The following is a 21,614-nucleotide window of genomic DNA, read 5'->3' on the forward strand; positions in this document are numbered from 1 at the left end:
TCCTTTTATGCGTCAGTATAGCATTTCTTTCTTCTGTTTGGATGTGCAAACTGACAGTTCTGTCTAAACAGGAATATGAAGCACCGCCGTCGAGATCGAGAAGTAGACAAGCAGCGAAATCGCATCGATGATCGTCGTCAGCATCGGCGATGCAACCACGGCCGGATCCAGACCGAGCTTGGAGACCACCAGTACGAGCGTTGCTGCGATGCACTTGGAGAAGAACACCGCGCAGATGATCGTCATGCACACCGCAAACGCCACCGCCGTGCTCACCCCGTCTAAGAGCATGCATTTGGCAAAGTTCGCTGCTGCAAGCGTGATTCCGCACAGCAAGGCAACCCGCATCTCCTTGAAGACGACTTTCCAGTAATCGCTGAAATGCACTTCATCGAGCGACAATGCCCGGACCACTTCCACCGAAGCCTGCGAACCGGCATTTCCGCCGGTATCCATCAGCATCGGAATATAAGACGACAGCACGATATGCGCACTCAGTGCCGTTTCGAAGCTCGTGATGATCCTCCCGGTGAAGGTCGCGGAAATCATCAGCAGCATCAGCCATGGCACCCGCTTCTTCCATGTCTCGAAGACACCGGTCTTCAGATACGGCTTCTCGGTATCGCTCGGGACGATGCCGGCCATCTTCTCGAGGTCTTCGGTCGTCTCTTCTTCGATGATGTCCATGACATCATCGACCGTGATGATGCCGACCATCCGGTTCTCCCGGTCAACGACCGGCATGGAAGTCAAGTCATATTTCTTGAACTGCTGGGCTACTTTCTCCTGGTCGGTGTTCGTATTGACCGAGATGACATCCTCTTCCATGATGTCTTCAATCGGCTGTTCCGGTTTCGCAAGAACCAGCGACCGCAGGGATACTGTCCCTAACAGCAGACGTTTGTCATTGAGCACATAGCAGGTGTTGACCGTCTCGGAATCCATTCCGATCGAGCGGATCCGGTCCAGGGCCTGCGCAACATCCATTGTCAGCTTCAGGTCCACGAACTCGACTGTCATCACCGATCCGGCAGAATCATCCGGATACTGAAGCAGATGATTGATATCATTTCTGGTTTCCGGCTTGGCATTGGCCAGCAGCTTCTTCACGACACTGGCGGGCATCTCTTCCAGGAGATCTGCCGCATCATCGGCATACAGATTATCGATGATCGTGCCTGCTTCCTTTTCGGAAAGCGAGGTGATAATGTACTGCTGACTGTCCGGCTCCAGCAGAGAAAAGACATCTGCAGCAAGCTCTTTCGGGAACAGGCGGAACATCTTCAGCATGTCTTCGTCTTCCATCTGTTCCAGCATCGCTGCCAGATCTGCTTCATTCATATCCTGCGCCCGGCCGCGCAGAGCTGCATACTGCTTGTTTCTCAGAAGTGAACGGAACAGTTCCAGTTCCTTTTTCTCTTCCAGTTCATCCATGGCATATTTCCTCCAGACTGTGGTTTCATGAACGTTCGCAACGGAATCGGACTAGGATCTGTACTCATGAAAACCACCTCCCTTCGAATGCCTTCTTAAATTCTAATTTTCCCGGTATCGGCAAGTCAACAGAGAAAAAAGGGTTCTCCCCTTTTCCTACTCCAGCGGCTTCTGGTAGTAATTGCCGATGATCTTCTCGACCGAATACATCGTGATGAACGCATGCGGATCCGTCGCATGAATCATCTCGATGACCTGCTTGACCTGATACGTATTCAGTGTGATCAAGAGCAGCCAGTGCGGCTTATCCGTGAACCCGCCCTCGCATGGAATCTTCGTGATGCCATGACGGCAGGTATGGAATACTGCTGAGCATACTTCATCCGGCATATTCGTCACGACTTTAAGCTCTGTCGAACGGTAGCGCTGATGCATCGTATTGACCATCTGCGTCGAGACAAACTGGAAGATGATCGAATAAAGCGCCCGGTTCCAGCCGAAGAGATATCCTGCGATGCCGAGCACTGCGGCATTGGCAACCATGATGTAATTCCAGGTCGGCCGGTTGAGCTTCTGCGATAAGAAGATCGCGATAAAGTCAGTTCCTCCGGAACTGGCGTTGTTGCGCAATGCGATGCCGATCGCAAAGCCGTTGATGACGCCGCCGAACACCGAGATGAGCATCGGTTCGCTCGTGATCTCCATGACCGGGAAGATGCCAGTGAACAGAGAAGTCAGCGAGAACCAGATCAGCGATAATAATACGAACTTATGACCGATGCGGTTCCAGATGAATACCGTCGTGATGATATTCAGCAGAAAATAGATCGGAGAGAACGCGATATGAAACCGGGTATAGTTGATCAGCACCTGCGAGATCAGCCGCGCGATGCCGGCATAGCCGCTCGGGAACAGGTTTCCGGACTTCACGAACGTATTCATGCCGAACGAATAGATGGCTGAAGTAAGCACGACCATCGCGATATAGAGCAGGTCTTTCTTTCCGAAACTTTCCTTCAATGACTGCTTGGAATCACTCATATCGTATAATTTCAGGCAGCTTTCTCTGCTGCCAGAACCCCTTTCAGAAATTGTCTGCAGCGTTTCATCTGCAGTCTCAGAACCTTCGGACTGACTTCCGCAGTGACTGCGGTTCCATCCGTGAACAGGATGTTCATATGCCAGTCATCCAGGGCCTTCACTTTCAGAATCTCGTTATACGAGATCCAGAGACAGTCCGGATTCCGTTCCGGCGAAAGGACAGGCATCAGCAGGATCAGAGGCTTCTCGCTGACAAGAACCGGAATCTTCTGCACCGCTCCGGTAAAGTACCGGAACGATTCTCTGCGTCCCTCAATGGAAGACCCGTGGACCAGACACCACTCTGCAATCAGCGATCGGGAAGGTCCCTCTCTGAATTCTTCGCCGCCGCCATGATACAGAACTCTGGTCTTCTGAGCTCCGCTATCATACTGCACCATCAGAATCTGTTTCAAGCAGAAGCTCCTTCAGTCCTCATAATAAGGACCCTCCTCTTCCTCATCGCTGTCATCATCCGCGTCATCATAGTACTGGTAATATCGTGCTTCCAGGCGCCGGATCCGCGCTTCCCGGTGCTTGACGGATACTGCATAAAGCTCATAGAACCCGAAAATCACGAGAGCCGCAAGAACTGCCACCGAAAGAAAGTCGCTCACATTCTCAATCATATGAGCCCATTATAGCACGCAGGAACGCTGCAGAAAGTCACTCCCCTTCTGCACTTCTTCTCTGGAAAGTCCGGGATAGCCAAGCTGTCTTTCCACTTCATACATGCAGATGGCAGCAGTGTTGGATACATTCAGACATCTGGCATCCGGTTCCATGGGAATGCGCATGCAGCGGTCAAGATGATTTCTCAGGATTTCTTTGTCAATGCCGGTGCTCTCTTTTCCGAACACCAGATACAGATCCTTCTCTGCAGAATAGGAGAACGAATCCGGAGTCTTCGTGCCATACCGAGTCGTGAAGTAATATTCTCCCGGATGGCTCTCATAGAACGTCTGCCAGTCCCGCCAGACGTGATACTCCATCTTCGCGATATAATCCATGCCGGCCCGCTTCAGATGCGCTTCATCCAGGTAGAAGCCAAGCGGCTCGATCAGATGCAGCACCCAGCCGAACGCTGCACACGTACGCATGATATTGCCGGTATTCTGCGGAATCTCCGGCTCATACAGCACTGCATTTCTCATTTCTGCTTCTCCTTTTCACCCGATAGATCAGAACCCACGATGCCCCGAGAATCAATAAGAACCAGAAGATGACGCGGAACACGAGATCGCTGAAGAAATTCTCCGGATACAGGTTGATCATGATGCTGACATTCGGGTCCAGCAGCCAGTAGTCATTATCAAAGAAAAACTGATGGAATGAAGTCCAGAACGAAGTGAAATCAGCAGCACCGTACAAGCCGATCGCTCCGACCAGCATCAGCACGAACACTGCCCCATTCTGAAATCCTGATCTCAGCAATCCCAGGATGCTCATCCGTTTCCGGTTCAGAAAATAAACAAGAACCAGAATTCCTGATCCGGCCGCCACAAGCCCGTTCCGCAGGGCGATTGCCTGCTGATACAGCGCCCGCACATCCTTCATATGAATGGTTTCACGTTCATCATAGACTTCCCGTACCGTGCCATTCACTTCTGTCTTATAGACGATATCATCGCGTTTTCCGCGCAGATAATCGAGCAGCACATCTGAAGCCGCCAGATTATCCTCGCTGCTCATGCCAGTCGCAGCACTGGTATCGTTGTCCTGGAATTCCTTCACGTAGAACGAATGATCAAAGCTGCAGACATCGATCACCGTGAACAGCAGTCCCAGGACCAGACAGAAACAGGCAAGCGAAGCGAAGAATCTAATGAGCCTCATGGAGCCAGTTCTCCAGCTTCCGCAAAGCCTTTCCCCGATGTGAAATCGAATTCTTCTCTTCCTTGGTCATCTCTGCCATCGTCTTCTTCAGTGGCGGATAATAGAAGATCGGATCATATCCGAATCCGTTTTCTCCCTTCGGTGCTTCGGCAATCTCGCCATCCACCGTATCCGCAAACACGACCGGTTCCTGACCGGGTCTGGTCAGGGCGATCGCACATACATACCGGCATCTGCGATCAGAAGCACCTTTCAGGTTCTCAAGCACAACCTGATTCTTATACGTATAAGGTGTATCATGGCCAAGCCATCTGGCACTGTGCACCCCCGGTTCATCGTTCATCGCACGGATCTGGATCCCGGAATCATCCGCAATCGCTTCGATTCCGAACTGATCGGTCACTGCCTGTGCCTTGATGACCGCATTCTCTTCAAACGTAGTACCGGTTTCTTCCGGTTCCTGATAACCCTGAAGGTCCTTCAGACACTTCACGGTATATCCTTCCGGTTCCAGCATCTGCCGGAATTCCCGGATCTTTCCCTCATTTCCGGATGCGACGACAATTACTTTCTTACTCATACTCTGATTTCTCCCTCATATAGATCTCAAATGATTCCTGGCGGTATTCTTCTAGAGCTTTCCGGAACGATTCCTCTTTCATAGAAAGCCTGACTCCATGGATCAGCGGATTGATCATCCGCTTCTTGCAGGATACCTGCAGCCAGCCTGCTGCTTCTGTTCCATGATCCGAGAATTCCAGTTCATGGAGAGCCGTGAATGCATCCCATTCCTTTTTCAGACTGCTCTGCTTCAGCTTCCCGATGACTTCCGGTTCGGTGGTCATGAAGTCTGCCCGGGTCAGAACTCCTTCTGCAAGCGCCTGCTTCAGAAGCCTGGCCAGACGCTCCATGCCATAGCGATCTTCCGGAGCACTGTATACTTCAGAACACTTCAGGGCAAGCAGTCCGAACTTCAGGCATAGTTCCTCAGTCTCAAATCCGTATTCCGGATTTCCATGTTCATCTTTCTGAATGGATAGATCGTTCCAGAACTGATTCACGAGACTCTCTTCGGCAAATCCGTAGTTGATCAGGTTTCCCATGGTATATTCCAGCCGGTCCGCACACAGTTTGGGCGAAGCATTATCAGCCAGCGGGTACTGATGATAATCTTCAGCTGCAGAGAGCGGAATCTGTTCAGACTCCAGAATGTGGCAGAGCGCCTGGCTGTTATGGATCACGGTACCGGTCAGTGCTTCAGTGGATTCCTGGGTTTCATAATCCCCGTTCAGAAAATCAATCACATGCGAGAATACCGGGGTGGCGATGTCATGGAATAAGCCCGCATACGATATGGCTGGATTTCCGGTCGTCTTCCAGAGAATCCAGGCAGTTCCGATCGAATGCTCCAGACGAGAATAAGGACTGATAGAGACAAAGTTCGGATAGGATGTATAGTTCATGCCGCAGTTCATATCAACCGCCCCGATCCGCTGCATGGCATCCGTACGGACCGCATTCTGCATTCCTTCCGGCAGTTCCGCCAGCATGCGTTCATACCGCTCGTTCATGCAAGAATGCTCCAGAACATGGCGATGACCAGGGCCGGAAGCAGATTTGCGACCCGGATCTTATGTCCGAACAGCAGATTCACGCCGACGCAGAAAATCAGCACGGATCCTACGGTCGAAAGCGCCCCGATCATCGTCTCATTGATGGAAGCTGCCGCCGCATGTGCAGCCAGCGTCATGACGCCCTCGAAGATGCCGACCGGAAGAGCGGAAAATACACAGCCTTTCCCCATCGCCGCAGTCATGATCAGGATGATCATGAAGTCGAGCACCGCCTTGGCAGCAAGGATCGAATAATCGCCCTGCACGCCATCTTCAATTGAACCTACGACTGCCATCGCCCCGATGCATACCGTGAGACTGGCCGTGACAAATGCATTGACGAAAGCCTGATCGTCCGCATTTCCTGATTTCTGCTTCAGCCATTCTCCGAATGACTGCATGCGGTCTTCCAGGTTGATCCACTCGCCGAGAATCGAGCCGATGGCCATTGAGCCGATCAGCATCATCGTTCCTTGAGTGGTGATGGATCCATTCTCAATCTTCAGAAGCCCTTCCATAGCCCCCGAGATTCCGAGAAACATCGTGCTGACGCCGACCGCACCGATCAGCGTCTCCTGCATGCGCTTAAGAAAACGGGACCCGGAAAACAGCCCGATCAGTCCGCCGAGGATGATTGCCCCAACATTAATCAGGGTTCCCATTCAGAACCTCGATCTGACAGGAACGCATTGTATCGATGGCTGCCTGATGGCTTGCCGGGGTCACGCCGGCACAGCAGGACGCATCGACGGAAATCGGAACCTCCGGCATATTCGCTTTCAGAAGCAGTGCGTTGCTGACAACGCAGATATCCGTGCAGAGTCCGATGAGCTCAATGGAAACCGGTTCTTTCTGGTTCAGCATCTTCAGCTGTTCTGCCAGCGTCAGAGACCCGAACGTCGGCTTATCGATGATGACTGCATGCTTCTCCTTCAGTGCTGCTGCAACTTCCGGGACAATCTCCCACCCCGGTGTGTTCCTGACGCAGTGAACCACCGGAAGATGTGTTCCTTCCTGGGTTTCCAGATAGTTTTCTTCATGGGTATCTCTGGTCGCATAAACCGGTCCGTCCCAATTCTGAATCTTCTTCACGACATTCTGGACAATGCCTTCTGCTTCCTTTGTGCCAAGCGATCCGTTCACGAAATCCACCTGCATATCAATGACTGCAAGAACCTGTTTCACGTGCCTAATTCCTCCTGTCATGCCTATCATTCTACTGCGAATCTGCAGCAAATTTGTACTTGCATTCCTGCCTTTACCCGGTATAATAATTCTTGCGCATTGGGATATAGCCAAGCGGTAAGGCAACTGGCTCTGAACCAGTCATTTCGGGAGTTCGAATCTCTCTATCCCAGCCATATCTTCAGAAAACGGACCTGACCGCAGGTTCGCTTTTTTATATTCTCCCTATTTCATTGAATCCATAGGCCTTTCAGAGTAAAATTACCATGTTTGAAAAGGAGTTCAATAAGATGGCTATTCGTACAAGATTCGCCCCCAGTCCGACCGGGTACATGCATATCGGCAACCTGCGTACGGCTCTGTGGGCATATCTCATCGCAAAGAAAGACCCTCAGGGTGTTTTTATTCTGCGGATTGAGGATACCGACCAGGGACGTCTGGTCGAAGGTGCTACTGACATCATCTACAAGACCCTTGCGGCCTGCAATCTGAAACATGATGAAGGACCGGACGTCGGCGGACCGGTCGGACCGTATGTGCAGTCCGAACGCGTTAAGAGCGGTCTTTACATGAAGTATGCAAAAGAGCTGATCCGCCTGGGTGGTGCGCATTACTGCTTCTGCGATGAATCGATGATCCAGGCGCAGAAGGAAATCCAGGAAGCCCGCGGCGAGTCGTTCAAATATGATGATCCGTGCAAGAACCTGACGGTAGAAGAAGCAGAAGCACGCATTGCGGCTGGTGAGAAGTTCGTCATCCGCCAGAGCATTCCGGTAACCGGAACGACTTCATTCGATGATGAAGTGTTCGGACATATCACCGTGGAGAACAGCACGCTGGATGAATCCATCCTGATCAAGAGCGACGGCTTCCCTACTTATAACTTTGCCAATGTCGTCGATGACCATCTGATGGGCATCACGGATGTTGTCCGCGGCATGGAATATCTTTCTTCCACGCCGAAGTACAATCTGATCTATGAAGCATTCGGCTGGGATATTCCTCGTTACATCCACTGCCCGCCAGTCATGAAGGATGAGCACCAGAAGCTCTCCAAGCGCAATGGCGATGCAAGCTTCCAGGATCTGGTTGCCAAGGGATATCTGCCGGAAGCGATTCTGAATTACATTGCGATGCTCGGCTGGTCTCCGGAGAACAACCAGGAAATCTTCACGCTGGATGAACTTGTTCAGGCATTCAATGTGAAGCATATCGGCCAGTCCGGTGCAATCTTCGATCCGGTGAAGCTCACCAGCATCAACGGCATCTGGCTGCGCAACATGGATCTCGACAGCTATTACAATCTGATTCACCCGTATATCGATGAAGCAGTCAAGGGAGACTTTGACAAGAAGAAGATTGCCAAGGTAGTCCAGCAGCGTGCCAATACGCTCAATGAGATTCCGGGTATGCTCGACTTCTTTGATACCTTCCCTGCTTATTCCGATGATCTGTATGTCAACAAGAAGATGAAGACGGATCAGACCGTTGCGCTGGAGTCCCTGAAGGCAAGCAGAGAAGTGCTGGAAGCCATTCCGGAAGCAGAATGGACTGAAGACAACCTGCATGCAAAGCTCATGGAACTGCCGGCTAAGCTGGGCCGCAAGAACGGCCAGGTGCTGTTCCCCCTAAGGCTTGCGATTACTGGCAAGCAGTTCACCCCGGGCGGCGCAATTGAAATCGCAGATATTCTCGGCAAGGAACGTACGCTGGCACGTCTCGATCAGTCGATTGCACAGCTGGAGCAGAAATGAAGTCAGAACTGATCCGGGATCGCAGCATTCTGGATGAATTCGTGAAGTCTTCTCCTTCCGTGCATTACATGAAGACTTCGATGTGGGGAGAATTCCGCAGACAGACCGCAAAGGAAACGTATGAGATGCTCGGCTTCTATGAGGAGGACGGCACACTCAGAGCGACTGCAATGGTTCTGCTTGGTTCCTTCATGGGACATTCGTATGCCTATGTTCCATGGGGCCCTGCGATGGACTACACGGATGAATCACTCCGTAAAGAAATATTTACCCTGCTGAAGCAGTACGCAGAGCAGAAGCAGGTGACATTCCTCAGAACGGATCCGAATGTCGTCCGCTGCCATCATCAGATTGACGGACCTGTCATAGATGACGGCTTCTCGAATGAAGCAGTTACAGAAGAACTGAAGCAGCTCGGCTATCGTCATAAAGGATATGGCTATGCCTACAATGGCAGCTGGACCAACCGCTTCACGCTGATCGCCGATCTTTCCGGATCGATGGATGAGATTGTATCTCATTATGCAAAAGCCAGAAGAACCAGTCTGAACCGCCATAAGGTCATCGGGGTTTCAACAAGAATCGGAAGTGAAGCAGATCTTCCTGCCCTGATGGAATTCGAAGCCATGCTTGCAGAGCAGGATGGCTTCAAGCCTCATCCGAAGAAGTTCTTTCAGGCCCTGCTCGAATCCTTCGGCAAACATGCAGTCCTCTATGTGACGGACATCAATCTCCGCCAGATGGTACAGGGAATCGAGACTGAGCTGGAGTCCGGCAAGTATGATAAAGATCCAGAAGCGAAGGCTTCCAAGGAAAAGCAGCTTGCCCATGCTGGCGATCTTCTGTCAGAATACGGTGCATCCGTGCCGATCGCCTGCGGTTTATTCATCCGGTACGGGAAAATGTCCTGGGATCTGTATACGTACAACCACAAGGAATTCAGTTTCGTCCAGCCGGTCGACAATCTCCATCGGTTTGCGATGGAAGATATGAAGTCCCATGGTGTCACCAGATATGACATGTGCGGCTTCTCCGGTGTCACGACGAAAGATGATCCGGAATACGGCCTGTATGCATACAAGAAGAGCTTCGGCCCGGAGTTCATCGAGCAGATCGGTGAATTCGATTATCCGGTGAAAGCAAAAGGCTATGAATCCTTCCTGAAGCAGAAGGATTTCGAAGTAAGAGCCCGCCATAAGTGGTGGAAGATCGCTTACCGCAGAAAATAAAAGGATTTGATTCCTGAACTGGAGTCAAATCCTTTTATTTTTCACTGCCTCGGATTCTTGCGGCGGTTTTCAGAAGCTTCGGATACACTTCATCAAACAGATGATACATCGGCGCATTCAGAACGAAATTAAACTCTCCGATATATTCCTCGATCTGAATCGGCCAGGCACTCTTGAACTGCGTCAGGCCGTCATCCAGCGTTCCTTCAATGCCGCCGAAACTGCAGTAAGGAATATGGTGCTCACAGCAGTAATCAAGGAACTTCGCATAGAGATAGTAATTGGCCCGCACCCGCATATACTTCGTGTTGTTGCCCATGTAGAAGAATTCCATGCGTTTCTCATTGAAGCAGACCAGCTTGCCGCAGAGCACGACTTCGTCTTTCCCTTCTTCTTTCCAGTCGGTTTCATTCCGGGTCAGTTCCTGCTCTGCATTATGCAGTTCCTGCGTGAGCCTTGCAGTTTCCTTCTTGCCGGAAGCGTTTTTCAGCGCTTCCGTGCACTGAGAGATCTCCTGCTTCAGGCGCTCTTCCTGGTGCGCGAAGTTCAGCGTAGCGACGGCGACAATCGCATGATCGCCGAACGCATTCACCATGTTGCGGAAATATTCCTCGTTGCGCAGTGCAACCTTCTGTCTGGTCTCGGTGTAATGCATGGCTTCCGCAAACAGGTGCAGATACTCATGCCCGAAGTGCACTTCCACCCCTCGCTTTTCCGCAGTCCGGATGCTCTGGCGCGTATTCTTTACCAGACGGCTTCGCCAGTCTGCATCAACGTTCATCGCTGCATTGAAGCGTGGCTGCGTAGCTTCAGAGATCATCTTCGTGAAGCCCTTATGCTTTGCCCCGAGCGACTTCAGATAATCGATGACGTCGTTATTCTCATAAGCATGCGGCAGATCTTTCTCCGTGAATGGATAGCAGCAGCTGAGAAGATCCGGATCAAAGCGCAGTGCAATCGCATGATGAGACTTTGCAAAAGAACAGAGCTGCTTCAGATAGAAGGAAACAAGATCCCTTCTGGAATAATTCATGACGGGTCCGCGGGGAATATAGGCAAGCGTATGCCATGGCGTCAGTCGGCGGAACAGAATCAGTGCCGAAGCAATCATCGTTCCGTCTTCACTCACGCTCGTGAAATAGCTTTCCCAGTTGTTCTTGACTTTCGCCCATGGAGAAGTCTGATAGAGGGTATTCTGGTCAGACGCAATCACAAATGCATCGACAGCTGAAGGATCCGCATCGGTATGAAACTCAAAAGCCATAGAACTCCTTTCCATAAAAAAGCACCGGGTTCACCGGTGCGATATCTGATGGTGACGAGTACGGGATTCGGACCCGTGAATGTCGCCTTGAGAGGGCGATGTGTTAAGCCGCTTCACCAACTCGCCATGCATAGGAACCAGACGGTTCCTATTATACACGATTTACGCAGCTTTGAGTGCGTTTTTTGCAGTCTCTGCGAGATCAGTGAATCCTTTCTCATCGTGGATTGCGATTTCGCTGAGCATCTTGCGGTTGATGTTAACACCTGCAAGCTTGAGACCATGCATCATCTGGGAATAGCTCAGATCATTCAGTCTTGCGGCTGCGTTGATTCTGGCGATCCAGAGCTTGCGCATCTCACGCTTGGTCTGCTTTCTGCCTGCAAACGCATACTTCTGCGAATGCATGACCTGCTCATTGGCTGTCCGGTACAGAAGATGCTTGCTTCCGAAATAGCCCTTCGCAAGCTTCAGTACCTTTTTACGACGGTTTCTCGTCGGTGTAGATCCTTTGACTCTCATCTTGCTATGCCTCCCTGATTAACCCTGCAGCAGCTGGCTGTTGCGCTTTGCATCCGTCTTGTCCAGTCCGGTGTAAGCTGCCAGGTGCTTCTTCTGCTTGTGCGACTTATTTGCTGCGAAATGGGATACATAGTTGTGACGGACCTCGACTTTGCCGCTGCCAGTAACCTTGGTGCGCTTTGCATAAGTCTTCTTGGTCTTCATCTTGATCTTCTTCGGTTTTCTAGCCTTTGCCTTCATAGCTGTTTCCTCCTGAACTACTTTCTCTTTGGCGACAGCACGATTGACATCGTATTGCCTTCCATGGCTGGTGCTTTATCCACCTGTGCCAGATCGGAGATCTGCTCGATAAACTTGTTCATGACAGATTCGCCCACTTCTTTGCGGGTGATCATACGTCCTCTGAAACGCATATCCACCTTGACCTTCTGGCCATCCTCGATCCAGGCTCTTGCCTGCTTGAGTTTGGTATCGAAGTCATGCTGGTCGATCACCGGCGACAGACGAAGCGGCTTGATTTCCGTCACATGCTGCTTCTTCTTCGCTTCCCGGGCTTTCTTCTGTTCGTTAAAGTGATATTTTCCGAAATCAAGAATCTTGCAGACCGGAGGCTTGGCGTTCGGTGCAACACAGTAAAGATCAAGTCCCATGTCATAAGCCTTCTGGATAGCTTCCCGTCTCAGCATCGTCCCGAGCTGTTCTCCTTCCGGACCGATTACCAGAACTTCATGAAAATGGATATTCTCATTGACCAGCTCTTCAGGAACATTACGTTTCGGTTTAATATACTTCAAGCATTACCTCCTGTAAAGAAAGCAGGTACAGAAGCCGCACCTGCCATAATAAACCATACGATTCATCGGCATCGACCCAGATCCCTTAGGACCTCGGGTGAGAAGCGGCGCTTCTGCTTTCCGTTTTCTGTTACCTGTATACAATAACAGCCTGGCTGCAGGCTGTCAATCATTTTTTCAGATTTCAAATCCGATGACATTCACCGATACTTCGGACGGCTTGAAGCCGGTCATGAAGACGATGTTCTCATAGATCCGGTTCTGAACCAGACCGCATGTCGCATTGACATTCGCCCCGTACTTGACCCGGATGTCTGCGCTGATATGAAGCTTGTTCTTCTCTACCCAGACGTTCACCGGCTTGTTGAACTTGGTGTCTTTCAGGGAAATATTATCGATGTCACGGACCGAAATCTCAGAAATGGATTGGAATACCGATTTGTTGATCACGATTCTTCCGTATTCCGAGCTGTCTTTCAGTACCACATAATCCTGTGCCATAGCTTTCACCTCTCTGCCAGTAAATTATAGCAAGATTGAAACTTCATTGAAACAGCATTGCAATCTGATGTTTGAGGCCGAGCTGTTCATCCGAGACTGCCTGTTCGAGCATTTCGTAGCTGGAATACTCTGCTTCTGCTTTTTCAATCGTCCTGCGGAAGATCGATGCAATCTTCAGAAGCGAGTCTTCGTGGATGATTTCGATCGTTCCCTGTTCCACCATCCCTTCGGCAAGGCTGGTCCGGCAGAGCCTCCTTGCCTGTTCTGCTTCTTCCGGATCCCAATCTGCAAATCTGCTTTCGTACCAGCCGGGCTGGATGAGCAGCCGGGACAGGACCTCGGCAAAATCATTCAGACATTCCAGATTCGGTGCATCCTGGATTGCGAACAGGACTGTGAAGAAGGCATGCCATTCAAAGTCGGTGTTGATCACGGAGAGAAAATAGAATCCGATCCGATTGCAGAACGGGTCCGGATGCGTGAATTTCCCTTCCATCTCAAGACTGCTCCGGAAGTCCATCGGCGAATTCTTCAGCATGTTCAGATGCTCCAGAAATTCCACCATCTTCACTTCGTTGTTATTTCCATTCAGGAAGTAGCGGATATAGATGTACTGGGCAAGAATTGCCGCATCCTTGCGGAAATCGAAGGTGAAGCCGACTGATTCCCTCATTTTCAAATGGACCAGCTCATTGATCGAATTTGCAGTCATGCGCTTGAATCCGGTGGCATCCATGCCGATCACTGTCCGTTCCGATTCCGCATGAATCTGCGTGTATACGAGATCCAGCTGGTGGTCGACAACATCGAGATTGTCTTTGATGGAACCGAGAACATTCTTGATGAACCGGTCTTCGGAAAGCATTTCCTGATTCTTGTAGACCAGCTCATGCTCGATCTCGCTCCAGAAGCGGTGAACCAGAGACTTGATCTGCAGTTCGAATGCGACTTTCCGGTTTCCTTCTGCCAGACAGTAGCCGTCAATCCGGTAGATCGCATAGCCATTGCGCTGCAGCTGCGGCTGGGGCATATGCAGGTTGAGAAACACCGGTTCATTTCCGCGGAAGCGGGAATACGTTTCCTGGCTGTCACAGAACTCATAGAACAGCGTCTGGTACAGGTCGGTTTCATTGCGGATGAACTGGCAGTCAATCGTGATTCCGACCAGATCGTGGATATTTGCCAGGGCTTCTTCCGGGGTGCTGAAGTTCAGATAATATTTATTCCGGAGCAGCTTTTCGCGCAGGGATTCTGCGGATTTCACGCGGGTGCGGATGCCGATAACAGCAGGATTGCCAGAAGTCAGTTCTTCTGCCGCCTTTCTCAGCATCTTTTCCGCAGAGAAAAGCAGAGGTTTCTCTGCCTCATACAGCTCCATGGTCTGATCAATGAATTGAAATAGCTCAAGTCTCATTTCAGGCGAAGTTCCTTCGGGTATCTGTTTTTCAGAATTGCCCCATCTGCTTTTCCGAAGCCTAATGCATGTCCATGCCAGCATACTGCGGTATATCCCTTCCCGGTACATGGAATCGTCATCCCGGAAAGATACGGACGGACTTCGGAATCCTGCAGTTCCATTTTAACAGGAAACGGATGATCCGAAGAAAGGAATAATGCATGGTCCGGTTCAAAGCGGTCTTTCTTCACTTCCCCAAGCAGCACCTGATGGCGGAGCAGTCTGCAGGTTCCTGGCGAAACAAACGGGAATGTCCCGCCATACACCTTATTATGATGGACATACGTGTACGGATAGGAAATCTGCTTCAGAAAATCCTCTGCTGCCCTTGGCATCGGTTCGCTCTTCAGGAGGGCTGAACAGTATGAAGCCTGTGCGTCTGTTTCCTTGCGGAAGGAAGCGATGAAGTGGCCTTCGCCGCCATCCATCGGAAAGATTCTCCGGCACATGGAAGTTCCGGAACCAAGCTCAAACCCGGGTCTTCCGAATGATGCCTGAATGGGTTCCAGCTTCATGAATGGATATTCTGAAAGCAGCCAGGAGACATTCTCCTCATTTTCTTCCAGGGAGAAGGTGCAGGTGCTGTAGACCAGTCTTCCGCCTGGCTTCAGGCAGTTCAGTGCACTGCTGAGAATGGTGCGCTGGCGCTTTGCACAGCTGAGCACGCTCTCCGGGCTCCATTCTTTTTCGGCATCGGGATTCTTGCGGAACATGCCTTCGCCGGAACATGGCGCATCACAGAGCACCGCATCGAAGTATTCCGGGAAGGATTCAGCGACCTGAGCCGGATCGGCATTGAGCACCATCACGTTCTCAGCACCCCACCGCTCGACATTCTCGACCAGGATCTTTGACCGGCCAGGGTTGATCTCATTGGCAGCCAGCAGGCCTTGATTATGCATCAGACCGGCAATCTCCGTAGTCTTGGAACCAGGGGCAGCACAGAGATCAAGAACCTTCATGCCAGGCTTTGGATCGAGCACGCTCACGGCACTTGCGGCACTTGGTTCCTGCAGATACAGAAGACCTGCCGCATGGACCGCGGTTGCTCCGGCTCCGCTCTGTTCCGGAAGATAATAGGCATATTGCGCAAATGGAGTCGGATATTCCGGATATCCGGTCAGACGGAAAAATTCCTCTGCGGATGTCTTCAGAGGATTGATGCGGTATCCCCTTCGCGGAGATTCCTTCATTGCCTGTTCAAATGCCGGATATTCCTCTCTCAGAAGATCCTTCATCCGGGCTTCGAATTCCGGTTTCATGCGTGTTCCAGCTTCCGCACAGAACGCACATCCTGTTCCAGCTGCATGATCAGATTGTCTTTGCTCTGAAAATGGATCTCAGGACGCAGATAATGCGAGAAACGCAATGTAAGCATCCTTCCGTAGAGATTTCCGGAATAGTCCAGAATATGTGCTTCGAGAGACAGACGTTCCGTATAGTTCATCGTCGGATTATGACCGAGATTGATCATCGCCGGATGACGGATGCCGTCAATCAGCACCGAACCCGAATAGACCCCTGGTTTAGGAGTGAGGTATTCCGGAGAAATCTGGATATTGGCGGTTGGAAATCCGAGCGAAGTCCCTTTGTGGCGGCCCGGAATGACTTTGCCTTCCATTTCAAACGGATGCCCGAGGAGACGTTCTGCTTCTTCGATTTCTCCATGTTCCAGCAGCTTCGAGATTCTCGTGCTGCTGATTTTATCGCTGCCATCTGCGACTTCTTCCACGACTTCCACCCGGAAACTGCCATACTGTTTCAAGGTCTCAGAGTCTCCTTTTCCCAGGTATCCGTAATGGAAATCATAGCCGCAGACGAGACCGGAGAGATTCAGCTGACCAAGTACCCGTTCTGCAAATTCTTCCGGAGAAAGATCAGCCATGGCTTTCGTGAACTCCAGGATGCAGATATTCTCGATGCCGTAGGAAACCGCCAGATTGATTCTCTGGCGCATCGTCGTGATGTGTTCAGCATCGGCGGGACTCATGCCCTTGATCGTCACCCATGGATCAGGTTCAAACGTGATCAGGGCAGATTCGCAATGCAGTTCCTGAGCCAGCTCTTCCGTCCGATGGATCAGTGCCTGATGGCCCCGGTGCATGCCATCAAAATAGCCGATGCATGCCGCAAGCGGTATTTTTGGTTTTCTTGGATGTTCCAGATCGATCCGAATCATGCGCATATTCAGAAAAGCCCTCTCTCGCAGTGATAGAGTCCATCGTCACGTTTCTGATATGCCGCAAGGATCTTCTTACTGCCGTCTATGATGATAACCTCGTTTTCCTCTCGGTCAAGCTTCAGCGGCCGGCCGTGCAGAACAGATTCCGGATCCTGTATGGATACCAGGGGAAGCGAGGGTTTCAGAACCTGATAAGGTTCTGCATAAACCGGATCTGTTTCCAGCTGTTCAAACGTATTGGCATCAGACAGAGAAAGTCCTTCGATGCCGGTTCTCTGCAGGGCACTCATCGCCGCATATTCGCCGATCAGGTTTCCGAGATCCTCGATCAGGGTCCGAATGTAGGTACCCGAAGAGACGATGGCATCCATCGTCCAGGTTTCTTCATCCTTTTTTCCGATGGAAAGCGAATTGACGGTCACAAGCCGGCCAGGACGTTCGACTTCCTTCCCTTTTCTGGCATACTCATACAGCTTATGGCCGCCCACATGGACCGCACTGTACATCGGCGGAATCTGGATGATCTTCCCTGTCAGCGACCTGGCTGCTTCGTTCAGCTCGTCGATAGAATGATCGGCAGGGGCTTTTCTATCAAGCGGTTCACCGAACACATCCCCGGTCGAATATTTCGTTCCGAGGCGGAATTCTGCCACGTAATGCTTATGATCGCATGCACAATACGGGGCAAGCTTCGTGTATTTTCCGAGCAGGATGATCATAAGACCGGAAGCCTGAGGATCCAGGGTTCCGGTATGTCCTGCTTTCTTTTCATGAAAGATGTTCCGGCAGCGGCGGACCGCGTCAAAACTCGTGATGCCAGCCGGTTTCTGAATCAGAAGTATGCTATCCATAACCTTGTGCATTATACCTGTTTTGCGGCCTTCTTGTAAAATCACGGATTTCATAATTATGAATCTTTTTTCAGAAAACAGGTTGACATTCTTACTGATTCCGCTATATTAATTCCGTAAAACAAAACAGCATAGAGGTAGCGGCGCAGAAGAGTACCATGCAGAGCCGGCGGGCATTGAAGCATGGGAAAGGCAATCGTCGCCGAACGCAGTCTTCCGGCAGGAACCTGTGCGTGGGAGTGCAGAAAAGATCTGCACTACTCCTTCAGTTACTGAAGTGGCGCTATCGGATATGGATTGAACTCATCAAGGCCGTATGTGATAGCATACGGTTTTGTTTTGATGAGGAGGAATGAACTTATGAATCAGATTATCCGTATTTCCGCGATCACTCTCTCCGGTGCACTCCTGCTTGCCGGATGCGGCTCTTCGAGCACTGCATCGGCGCCCGCTGCTGCAACCGCAGCTTCTTCTGCATCGGCAGATTCCGGAAAGCAGACGCTCAGGGTCGGCATGGAATGCAACTATGCACCGTTCAACTGGAGCTCGACAACCAAGAGCGATACTGCTCAGCCGATTTCCGATGTGGACTACTGCGATGGGTATGATGTTGTCATGGCAGAGACCCTTGCCGACAAGATGGGCTATGAGGTGCAGATCGTCAAGCTCGACTGGGACAACCTGATCCTGTCGCTGCAGAACAATCAGATTGATGCGATCATCGCCGGCATGACGGATACGCCGGACCGGGAAAAGGAGATTGACTTCACTACTCCTTATTATGTATCGGAAGAAGTTGTTATCGTCCGCGCAGACAGCGATCTTGCCAGCATCACGGATATCCAGCAGCTTTCCGGCTACAAGGTCCAGGGCCAGATGAACACGATCTATGATGAAGTCATCGATCAGATCCAGGGTGTTGATCATCAGCCGGCAGCTGAAACCTTCCCCGCTTCGATCCAGGCTCTGCAGGCTGGCGGTGTCGATGCTGTGGTTTCCGAACTTCCGGTTGCCAACGGTGTCGTCGCAGCTAATCCGGATCTTGCGATCGTACGGTTTGAAGAAGGCCATGGCTTTGAAGCAGATTCTTCTGTTTCCATCGGTGTTTCCAAGGACAACACGGATCTGAAGGACAAGCTGCAGAGTGCCCTTGATACGATCAGCGAAGACGAACGCCAGCAGATGATGCAGGATGCGGTGGATCGTCAGCCGGCTACCGAAGAGTAATCAATGAATAACACGTTCTTTACCAATATCAGTGACATTCTGAACCGGTACGGATCCAGCCTCATGCTGGGTGTCCGCACCACCCTGATTGTCTCGCTGACCGGCACTGCATTCGGTTTCCTGATCGGCCTTCTGGTCGGCGGGTTCCGGGCCGTGAAACTCGACTATACTGCTTCCAAGCCAGCACGTTTCTTCAAGAAGCTTTTCGATATCATCGCGAATATCTATATCGGCATCTTCCGCGGAACGCCGATGATGGTGCAGGCAGTATTCATCTACTATGCCTTGCTTAATGTGATTCACTGGGACAACATGACCGCGGCCATCTTCGTCATCAGCGTCAATACCGGTGCTTATATGTCTGAGATCATCCGTTCCGGAATCCAGGCAGTAGATCCCGGTCAGACTGAAGCCGCACGATCCCTCGGGATGTCGAACAGCCAGACGATGATGAGCGTGGTGCTGCCGCAGGCAATCCGCAATGCCTTCCCGGCAATCGGCAATGAGCTGATCGTCAATATCAAGGATTCTTCCGTCCTGATGATCATCTCGATCACGGAACTCATGTTCCAGTCGAAATCCATTGCCGGCAGCACGTTCCATTTCACCGAAACCTATTTCATCGAAGCGATGATCTATCTGATTCTGACGACCATTGCCACTCTGATTCTCAACTATATTGAAGGCCGCCTGAACAAGCGCAAGGTCAGCCTTCCGCAGAGCGATACCGATCCGAACAACATGAAGTTCGCAGGATCCCCGAAAAGCTCGGAAAGGAGTTCGGATGATTTCTGAATCTTCATCCATGGTAGAAATCCGGAATGTCCATAAAAGCTTCGGCTCCCTTCAGGTCCTCAAAGGGGTTGACTTTGATGTCCGAGAAGGCGAGGTCGTGACCCTGATCGGCCGCTCTGGTTCCGGCAAGTCTACCCTGCTTCGCTGCATCAACCTGCTCGAGAAGCCAGATTCCGGAGAGATCCGGGTATTCGGAGAAGATATTCTGCATACGAAAAATGTCAATGCCTACCGGGCAAAGGTCGGCATGTGCTTCCAGCAGTTCAATCTGTTCCGCAACATGAATGTGCTGCAGAACTGCGTGGTACCTCAGGTGAAAGTCCTTCACCGCTCCAATGAAGAAGCCCAGGCAAAAGCCATGGAACTCCTGAAGCGGGTCGGCATGGAATCCTTTTCAGAGGCAGACGTCTCCCAGATCTCCGGCGGCCAGAAGCAGCGCGTTGCGATCGCCAGAGCTCTCTGCATGGATCCCAAGCTGATGCTGTTTGATGAACCGACTTCAGCCCTCGATCCCGAGATGGTCAATGAAGTGCTTTCCGTCATGAAAGAACTAGCAGGAACTGGTCTTACGATGATCATCGTGACGCATGAGATGAACTTCGCCAGAGGCGTCTCTGACAAAATCGTCTTCATGGATCAGGGAAAGATCGAAGAACAGGGAAGTCCGGAACAGATCTTCACCAATCCATCATCCGAACGCACCAGAGAATTCCTCTCGGCATTCATCCATTTCTGATCACTCAATCGCGGAGTCCATTGGATTCCGCTTTTTTCTGCGTTAAACTGTTTTCATGATCCGGCGGGTATACCTTGAAATCACGAATCTCTGCAACCTTCACTGTCCCTTCTGCACGCCTGTGGCAAGAAGTGGAAGGATGATGTCAAGAGAACAGGTTGCGAAGCTGCTGCCGCAGATCCGTTCCGTGACTCCGTATCTCTACCTGCATGTGCGCGGCGAACCGCTCACCCATCCTGAGTTTGAACAGATCCTGTCGCTCTGCGATGAAGCGGAGATGAAAGTGCAGCTCGTCACCAACGGCACTCTGCTCAGCAGCTATCCTGACCTCTTTTCTCACCCTTCCCTGCGCAAGCTCTCAGTTTCCCTGCAGTCCGTTCAGGCCCAGGATCTTTCCCTGCTTTCCTCTTACCTGGATACCATTGATCACTTCATGAAGCAGGTTCAGGAAAGTGACCATCCGATCATGGAACTGCGTTTCTGGCGGAGCGATCAGAATGATCTTCCGGCTGCCGTTGCCTGCATGCAGTTTCTGAAAGAACGCTATCCGTTTGAATCCACGGATCGGAATCACAATCTGAAACTCGGCAGGAATCTCTATCTGACTTATGACAACATGTTCACCTGGCCGGATGGCTCTGCAGTTCCTTCCGAAACCGGCACCTGCCATGGTGCGGTTCATCAGATTGCCATCCTCTCTGATGGAACCCTTATCCCCTGCTGCATGGACGCTGCCGGCGTCATCAATCTCGGGAACGTCTTTGAGACGCCGCTCTCTGAACTGCTTCAATCTGAGAGATATCTGAATATGAAAAACGGATTCTGCAATCATCAGATCACAGAACCCTTCTGCAGAACCTGCAGCTTCCGGAAACGCTTCGGATGATCACAGCATCAGAAACGTCATTCCATCCTCAGCTTTCAGACTCCCTAATGGAACATCCATGTCGCATCGGCACAGATGTTCTTTTTCATAAATGCATGTTTCCTCATCGATCCGGTACGAGGAACCGATCTCACCGGAAAGCAGCGGCCTCAGAAGCTTCATGCATTCCCGGAAAGAAGCCGAACATGGCAGCACGCATTCGTACATCTTCTGCGAAACCGGAAACTCCAGAAATACCCGGACCTGTTCCTTCATCATCAATTCTCCTC

At 51.2% G+C, this 21,614-nt stretch carries 26 protein-coding genes, 2 tRNA genes and 1 riboswitch; of the genes, 7 read left to right on the top strand and 21 right to left on the bottom strand.

Annotated features, from left to right (window positions below):
• Window positions 1-63: 63 nt before the first annotated feature.
• From mgtE to C7E00_RS07925, 10 genes are all read right to left on the bottom strand, one after another.
• Window positions 64-1,434: a magnesium transporter gene (mgtE, locus tag C7E00_RS07880; RefSeq protein WP_105303773.1), complete on the bottom strand. Its 1,371-nt coding sequence runs from the start codon at window positions 1,432-1,434 to the stop codon at window positions 64-66.
• A gap of 156 nt (window positions 1,435-1,590) precedes the next feature.
• Window positions 1,591-2,475 carry a YitT family protein gene (locus tag C7E00_RS07885; RefSeq protein WP_105303774.1) on the bottom strand — a complete coding sequence of 295 codons (885 nt, stop codon included), beginning with the start codon at window positions 2,473-2,475 and terminating at the stop codon, window positions 1,591-1,593.
• An 11-nt stretch (window positions 2,476-2,486) separates the two neighbouring features.
• On the bottom strand, window positions 2,487-2,930 hold the full coding sequence (locus C7E00_RS07890) for a competence protein ComK (protein ID WP_105303775.1): 444 nt from the start codon (window positions 2,928-2,930) through the stop codon (window positions 2,487-2,489).
• A gap of 12 nt (window positions 2,931-2,942) precedes the next feature.
• Complete coding sequence (locus tag C7E00_RS07895; protein ID WP_105303776.1) at window positions 2,943-3,143, bottom strand: hypothetical protein; 201 nt, start codon at window positions 3,141-3,143, stop codon at window positions 2,943-2,945.
• 9 nt (window positions 3,144-3,152) lie between these two features.
• Window positions 3,153-3,668, bottom strand: coding sequence for a tRNA (cytidine(34)-2'-O)-methyltransferase (locus tag C7E00_RS07900; protein WP_105303777.1), 516 nt, complete (start codon window positions 3,666-3,668; stop codon window positions 3,153-3,155).
• Window positions 3,646-4,350: a TIGR01906 family membrane protein gene (locus C7E00_RS07905; RefSeq protein WP_105303778.1), complete on the bottom strand. Its 705-nt coding sequence runs from the start codon at window positions 4,348-4,350 to the stop codon at window positions 3,646-3,648. The genes C7E00_RS07900 and C7E00_RS07905 overlap by 23 nt, the downstream gene beginning before the upstream one ends.
• Complete coding sequence (locus tag C7E00_RS07910) at window positions 4,337-4,930, bottom strand: XTP/dITP diphosphatase (protein ID WP_105303779.1); 594 nt, start codon at window positions 4,928-4,930, stop codon at window positions 4,337-4,339. Before C7E00_RS07910 ends, C7E00_RS07905 begins: the two co-directional genes overlap by 14 nt.
• Complete coding sequence (locus tag C7E00_RS07915; protein WP_105303780.1) at window positions 4,923-5,921, bottom strand: HD domain-containing protein; 999 nt, start codon at window positions 5,919-5,921, stop codon at window positions 4,923-4,925. Before C7E00_RS07915 ends, C7E00_RS07910 begins: the two co-directional genes overlap by 8 nt.
• Complete coding sequence (locus C7E00_RS07920; protein WP_105303781.1) at window positions 5,918-6,625, bottom strand: DUF554 domain-containing protein; 708 nt, start codon at window positions 6,623-6,625, stop codon at window positions 5,918-5,920. The genes C7E00_RS07915 and C7E00_RS07920 overlap by 4 nt, the downstream gene beginning before the upstream one ends.
• Window positions 6,609-7,148, bottom strand: a complete 540-nt coding sequence (locus C7E00_RS07925; protein ID WP_105303782.1) for a cysteine hydrolase family protein — start codon at window positions 7,146-7,148, stop codon at window positions 6,609-6,611. Before C7E00_RS07925 ends, C7E00_RS07920 begins: the two co-directional genes overlap by 17 nt.
• 100 nt (window positions 7,149-7,248) lie before the next feature.
• Between C7E00_RS07925 and C7E00_RS07930 the strand changes: the two genes are divergently transcribed.
• The 3 genes from C7E00_RS07930 to C7E00_RS07940 all read left to right on the top strand — a co-directional run bounded on the left by C7E00_RS07930 (window position 7,249) and on the right by C7E00_RS07940 (window position 10,131).
• Window positions 7,249-7,324: transfer RNA gene (locus C7E00_RS07930), tRNA-Gln, on the top strand.
• 114 nt (window positions 7,325-7,438) lie between these two features.
• The gene (gltX, locus tag C7E00_RS07935; protein WP_105304904.1) at window positions 7,439-8,902 is read left to right on the top strand and encodes a glutamate--tRNA ligase; all 1,464 of its coding nucleotides are present in this window, start codon (window positions 7,439-7,441) and stop codon (window positions 8,900-8,902) included.
• Complete coding sequence (locus C7E00_RS07940) at window positions 8,899-10,131, top strand: lipid II:glycine glycyltransferase FemX (RefSeq protein WP_105303783.1); 1,233 nt, start codon at window positions 8,899-8,901, stop codon at window positions 10,129-10,131. Before gltX ends, C7E00_RS07940 begins: the two co-directional genes overlap by 4 nt.
• A 34-nt stretch (window positions 10,132-10,165) precedes the next feature.
• Here the strand turns inward: C7E00_RS07940 and C7E00_RS07945 are convergent, their stop codons facing one another.
• The 10 genes from C7E00_RS07945 to truB all read right to left on the bottom strand — a co-directional run bounded on the left by C7E00_RS07945 (window position 10,166) and on the right by truB (window position 17,701).
• Window positions 10,166-11,395, bottom strand: a complete 1,230-nt coding sequence (locus C7E00_RS07945; RefSeq protein ID WP_167836521.1) for a peptidoglycan bridge formation glycyltransferase FemA/FemB family protein — start codon at window positions 11,393-11,395, stop codon at window positions 10,166-10,168.
• 49 nt (window positions 11,396-11,444) lie between these two features.
• Window positions 11,445-11,521: transfer RNA gene (locus tag C7E00_RS07950), tRNA-Glu, on the bottom strand.
• Between the two features lie 36 nt (window positions 11,522-11,557).
• The gene (rplT, locus tag C7E00_RS07955) at window positions 11,558-11,917 is read right to left on the bottom strand and encodes a 50S ribosomal protein L20 (protein WP_105303785.1); all 360 of its coding nucleotides are present in this window, start codon (window positions 11,915-11,917) and stop codon (window positions 11,558-11,560) included.
• 18 nt (window positions 11,918-11,935) lie between these two features.
• A complete protein-coding gene (gene rpmI, locus C7E00_RS07960) occupies window positions 11,936-12,157 on the bottom strand; it encodes a 50S ribosomal protein L35 (protein ID WP_105303786.1) in 222 nt (73 codons plus the stop codon).
• Between the two features lie 17 nt (window positions 12,158-12,174).
• Window positions 12,175-12,711, bottom strand: coding sequence for a translation initiation factor IF-3 (gene infC, locus C7E00_RS07965; protein ID WP_105303787.1), 537 nt, complete (start codon window positions 12,709-12,711; stop codon window positions 12,175-12,177).
• 177 nt (window positions 12,712-12,888) lie between these two features.
• Window positions 12,889-13,212, bottom strand: a complete 324-nt coding sequence (locus tag C7E00_RS07970) for an Asp23/Gls24 family envelope stress response protein (RefSeq protein WP_105303788.1) — start codon at window positions 13,210-13,212, stop codon at window positions 12,889-12,891.
• A 43-nt stretch (window positions 13,213-13,255) separates the two neighbouring features.
• Entirely contained in the window at window positions 13,256-14,626 is a 1,371-nt protein-coding gene (locus tag C7E00_RS07975; protein WP_167836522.1) for a hypothetical protein, read from the bottom strand.
• Window positions 14,623-15,930: an NOL1/NOP2/sun family putative RNA methylase gene (locus tag C7E00_RS07980; protein WP_105303790.1), complete on the bottom strand. Its 1,308-nt coding sequence runs from the start codon at window positions 15,928-15,930 to the stop codon at window positions 14,623-14,625. Before C7E00_RS07980 ends, C7E00_RS07975 begins: the two co-directional genes overlap by 4 nt.
• Window positions 15,927-16,853, bottom strand: a complete 927-nt coding sequence (gene ribF, locus C7E00_RS07985) for a riboflavin biosynthesis protein RibF (RefSeq protein WP_105303791.1) — start codon at window positions 16,851-16,853, stop codon at window positions 15,927-15,929. Before ribF ends, C7E00_RS07980 begins: the two co-directional genes overlap by 4 nt.
• Before the next feature lie 2 nt (window positions 16,854-16,855).
• Complete coding sequence (truB, locus tag C7E00_RS07990; protein WP_167836523.1) at window positions 16,856-17,701, bottom strand: tRNA pseudouridine(55) synthase TruB; 846 nt, start codon at window positions 17,699-17,701, stop codon at window positions 16,856-16,858.
• 124 nt (window positions 17,702-17,825) lie between these two features.
• A riboswitch (Lysine riboswitch) is annotated at window positions 17,826-17,995 on the top strand.
• Window positions 17,996-18,061: 66 nt separating this feature from the next.
• On the opposite strand from truB, the gene C7E00_RS07995 reads away from it, so the two are divergent.
• The 4 genes from C7E00_RS07995 to C7E00_RS08010 are packed head-to-tail and all read left to right on the top strand — an operon-like array spanning window position 18,062 to window position 21,345.
• On the top strand, window positions 18,062-18,928 hold the full coding sequence (locus tag C7E00_RS07995) for a transporter substrate-binding domain-containing protein (protein WP_204378590.1): 867 nt from the start codon (window positions 18,062-18,064) through the stop codon (window positions 18,926-18,928).
• A gap of 3 nt (window positions 18,929-18,931) precedes the next feature.
• A complete protein-coding gene (locus C7E00_RS08000; protein WP_235897183.1) occupies window positions 18,932-19,723 on the top strand; it encodes an amino acid ABC transporter permease in 792 nt (263 codons plus the stop codon).
• Complete coding sequence (locus tag C7E00_RS08005) at window positions 19,713-20,459, top strand: amino acid ABC transporter ATP-binding protein (protein ID WP_105303793.1); 747 nt, start codon at window positions 19,713-19,715, stop codon at window positions 20,457-20,459. The genes C7E00_RS08000 and C7E00_RS08005 overlap by 11 nt, the downstream gene beginning before the upstream one ends.
• Before the next feature lie 55 nt (window positions 20,460-20,514).
• Window positions 20,515-21,345: a radical SAM/SPASM domain-containing protein gene (locus C7E00_RS08010; protein WP_105303794.1), complete on the top strand. Its 831-nt coding sequence runs from the start codon at window positions 20,515-20,517 to the stop codon at window positions 21,343-21,345.
• Here the strand turns inward: C7E00_RS08010 and C7E00_RS08015 are convergent, their stop codons facing one another.
• Window positions 21,346-21,603: a hypothetical protein gene (locus tag C7E00_RS08015; RefSeq protein WP_105303795.1), complete on the bottom strand. Its 258-nt coding sequence runs from the start codon at window positions 21,601-21,603 to the stop codon at window positions 21,346-21,348.
• Window positions 21,604-21,614 lie beyond the last annotated feature (11 nt).

The organism is Anaerolactibacter massiliensis, assembly GCF_900290205.1.
In the GTDB taxonomy this organism is placed as follows: Bacteria; Bacillota_I; Bacilli_A; order Erysipelotrichales; family Erysipelotrichaceae; genus Bulleidia; species Bulleidia intestinalis.

Coding starts and splice junctions, on each gene's coding strand:
- mgtE (WP_105303773.1), bottom strand. CDS start 1,434: ATGGATGAACTGGAAGAGAAAAAGGAACTGGAACTGTTCCGTTCACTT.
- C7E00_RS07885 (WP_105303774.1), bottom strand. CDS start 2,475: ATGAGTGATTCCAAGCAGTCATTGAAGGAAAGTTTCGGAAAGAAAGAC.
- C7E00_RS07895 (WP_105303776.1), bottom strand. CDS start 3,143: ATGATTGAGAATGTGAGCGACTTTCTTTCGGTGGCAGTTCTTGCGGCT.
- C7E00_RS07900 (WP_105303777.1), bottom strand. CDS start 3,668: ATGAGAAATGCAGTGCTGTATGAGCCGGAGATTCCGCAGAATACCGGC.
- C7E00_RS07905 (WP_105303778.1), bottom strand. CDS start 4,350: ATGAGGCTCATTAGATTCTTCGCTTCGCTTGCCTGTTTCTGTCTGGTC.
- C7E00_RS07910 (WP_105303779.1), bottom strand. CDS start 4,930: ATGAGTAAGAAAGTAATTGTCGTCGCATCCGGAAATGAGGGAAAGATC.
- C7E00_RS07915 (WP_105303780.1), bottom strand. CDS start 5,921: ATGAACGAGCGGTATGAACGCATGCTGGCGGAACTGCCGGAAGGAATG.
- C7E00_RS07920 (WP_105303781.1), bottom strand. CDS start 6,625: ATGGGAACCCTGATTAATGTTGGGGCAATCATCCTCGGCGGACTGATC.
- gltX (WP_105304904.1), top strand. CDS start 7,439: ATGGCTATTCGTACAAGATTCGCCCCCAGTCCGACCGGGTACATGCAT.
- C7E00_RS07940 (WP_105303783.1), top strand. CDS start 8,899: ATGAAGTCAGAACTGATCCGGGATCGCAGCATTCTGGATGAATTCGTG.
- C7E00_RS07945 (WP_167836521.1), bottom strand. CDS start 11,395: ATGGCTTTTGAGTTTCATACCGATGCGGATCCTTCAGCTGTCGATGCA.
- rplT (WP_105303785.1), bottom strand. CDS start 11,917: ATGAGAGTCAAAGGATCTACACCGACGAGAAACCGTCGTAAAAAGGTA.
- rpmI (WP_105303786.1), bottom strand. CDS start 12,157: ATGAAGGCAAAGGCTAGAAAACCGAAGAAGATCAAGATGAAGACCAAG.
- C7E00_RS07970 (WP_105303788.1), bottom strand. CDS start 13,212: ATGGCACAGGATTATGTGGTACTGAAAGACAGCTCGGAATACGGAAGA.
- C7E00_RS07975 (WP_167836522.1), bottom strand. CDS start 14,626: ATGAGACTTGAGCTATTTCAATTCATTGATCAGACCATGGAGCTGTAT.
- C7E00_RS07980 (WP_105303790.1), bottom strand. CDS start 15,930: ATGAAACCGGAATTCGAAGCCCGGATGAAGGATCTTCTGAGAGAGGAA.
- ribF (WP_105303791.1), bottom strand. CDS start 16,853: ATGCGCATGATTCGGATCGATCTGGAACATCCAAGAAAACCAAAAATA.
- truB (WP_167836523.1), bottom strand. CDS start 17,701: ATGGATAGCATACTTCTGATTCAGAAACCGGCTGGCATCACGAGTTTT.
- C7E00_RS07995 (WP_204378590.1), top strand. CDS start 18,062: ATGAATCAGATTATCCGTATTTCCGCGATCACTCTCTCCGGTGCACTC.
- C7E00_RS08000 (WP_235897183.1), top strand. CDS start 18,932: ATGAATAACACGTTCTTTACCAATATCAGTGACATTCTGAACCGGTAC.
- C7E00_RS08005 (WP_105303793.1), top strand. CDS start 19,713: ATGATTTCTGAATCTTCATCCATGGTAGAAATCCGGAATGTCCATAAA.
- C7E00_RS08010 (WP_105303794.1), top strand. CDS start 20,515: ATGATCCGGCGGGTATACCTTGAAATCACGAATCTCTGCAACCTTCAC.
- C7E00_RS08015 (WP_105303795.1), bottom strand. CDS start 21,603: ATGATGAAGGAACAGGTCCGGGTATTTCTGGAGTTTCCGGTTTCGCAG.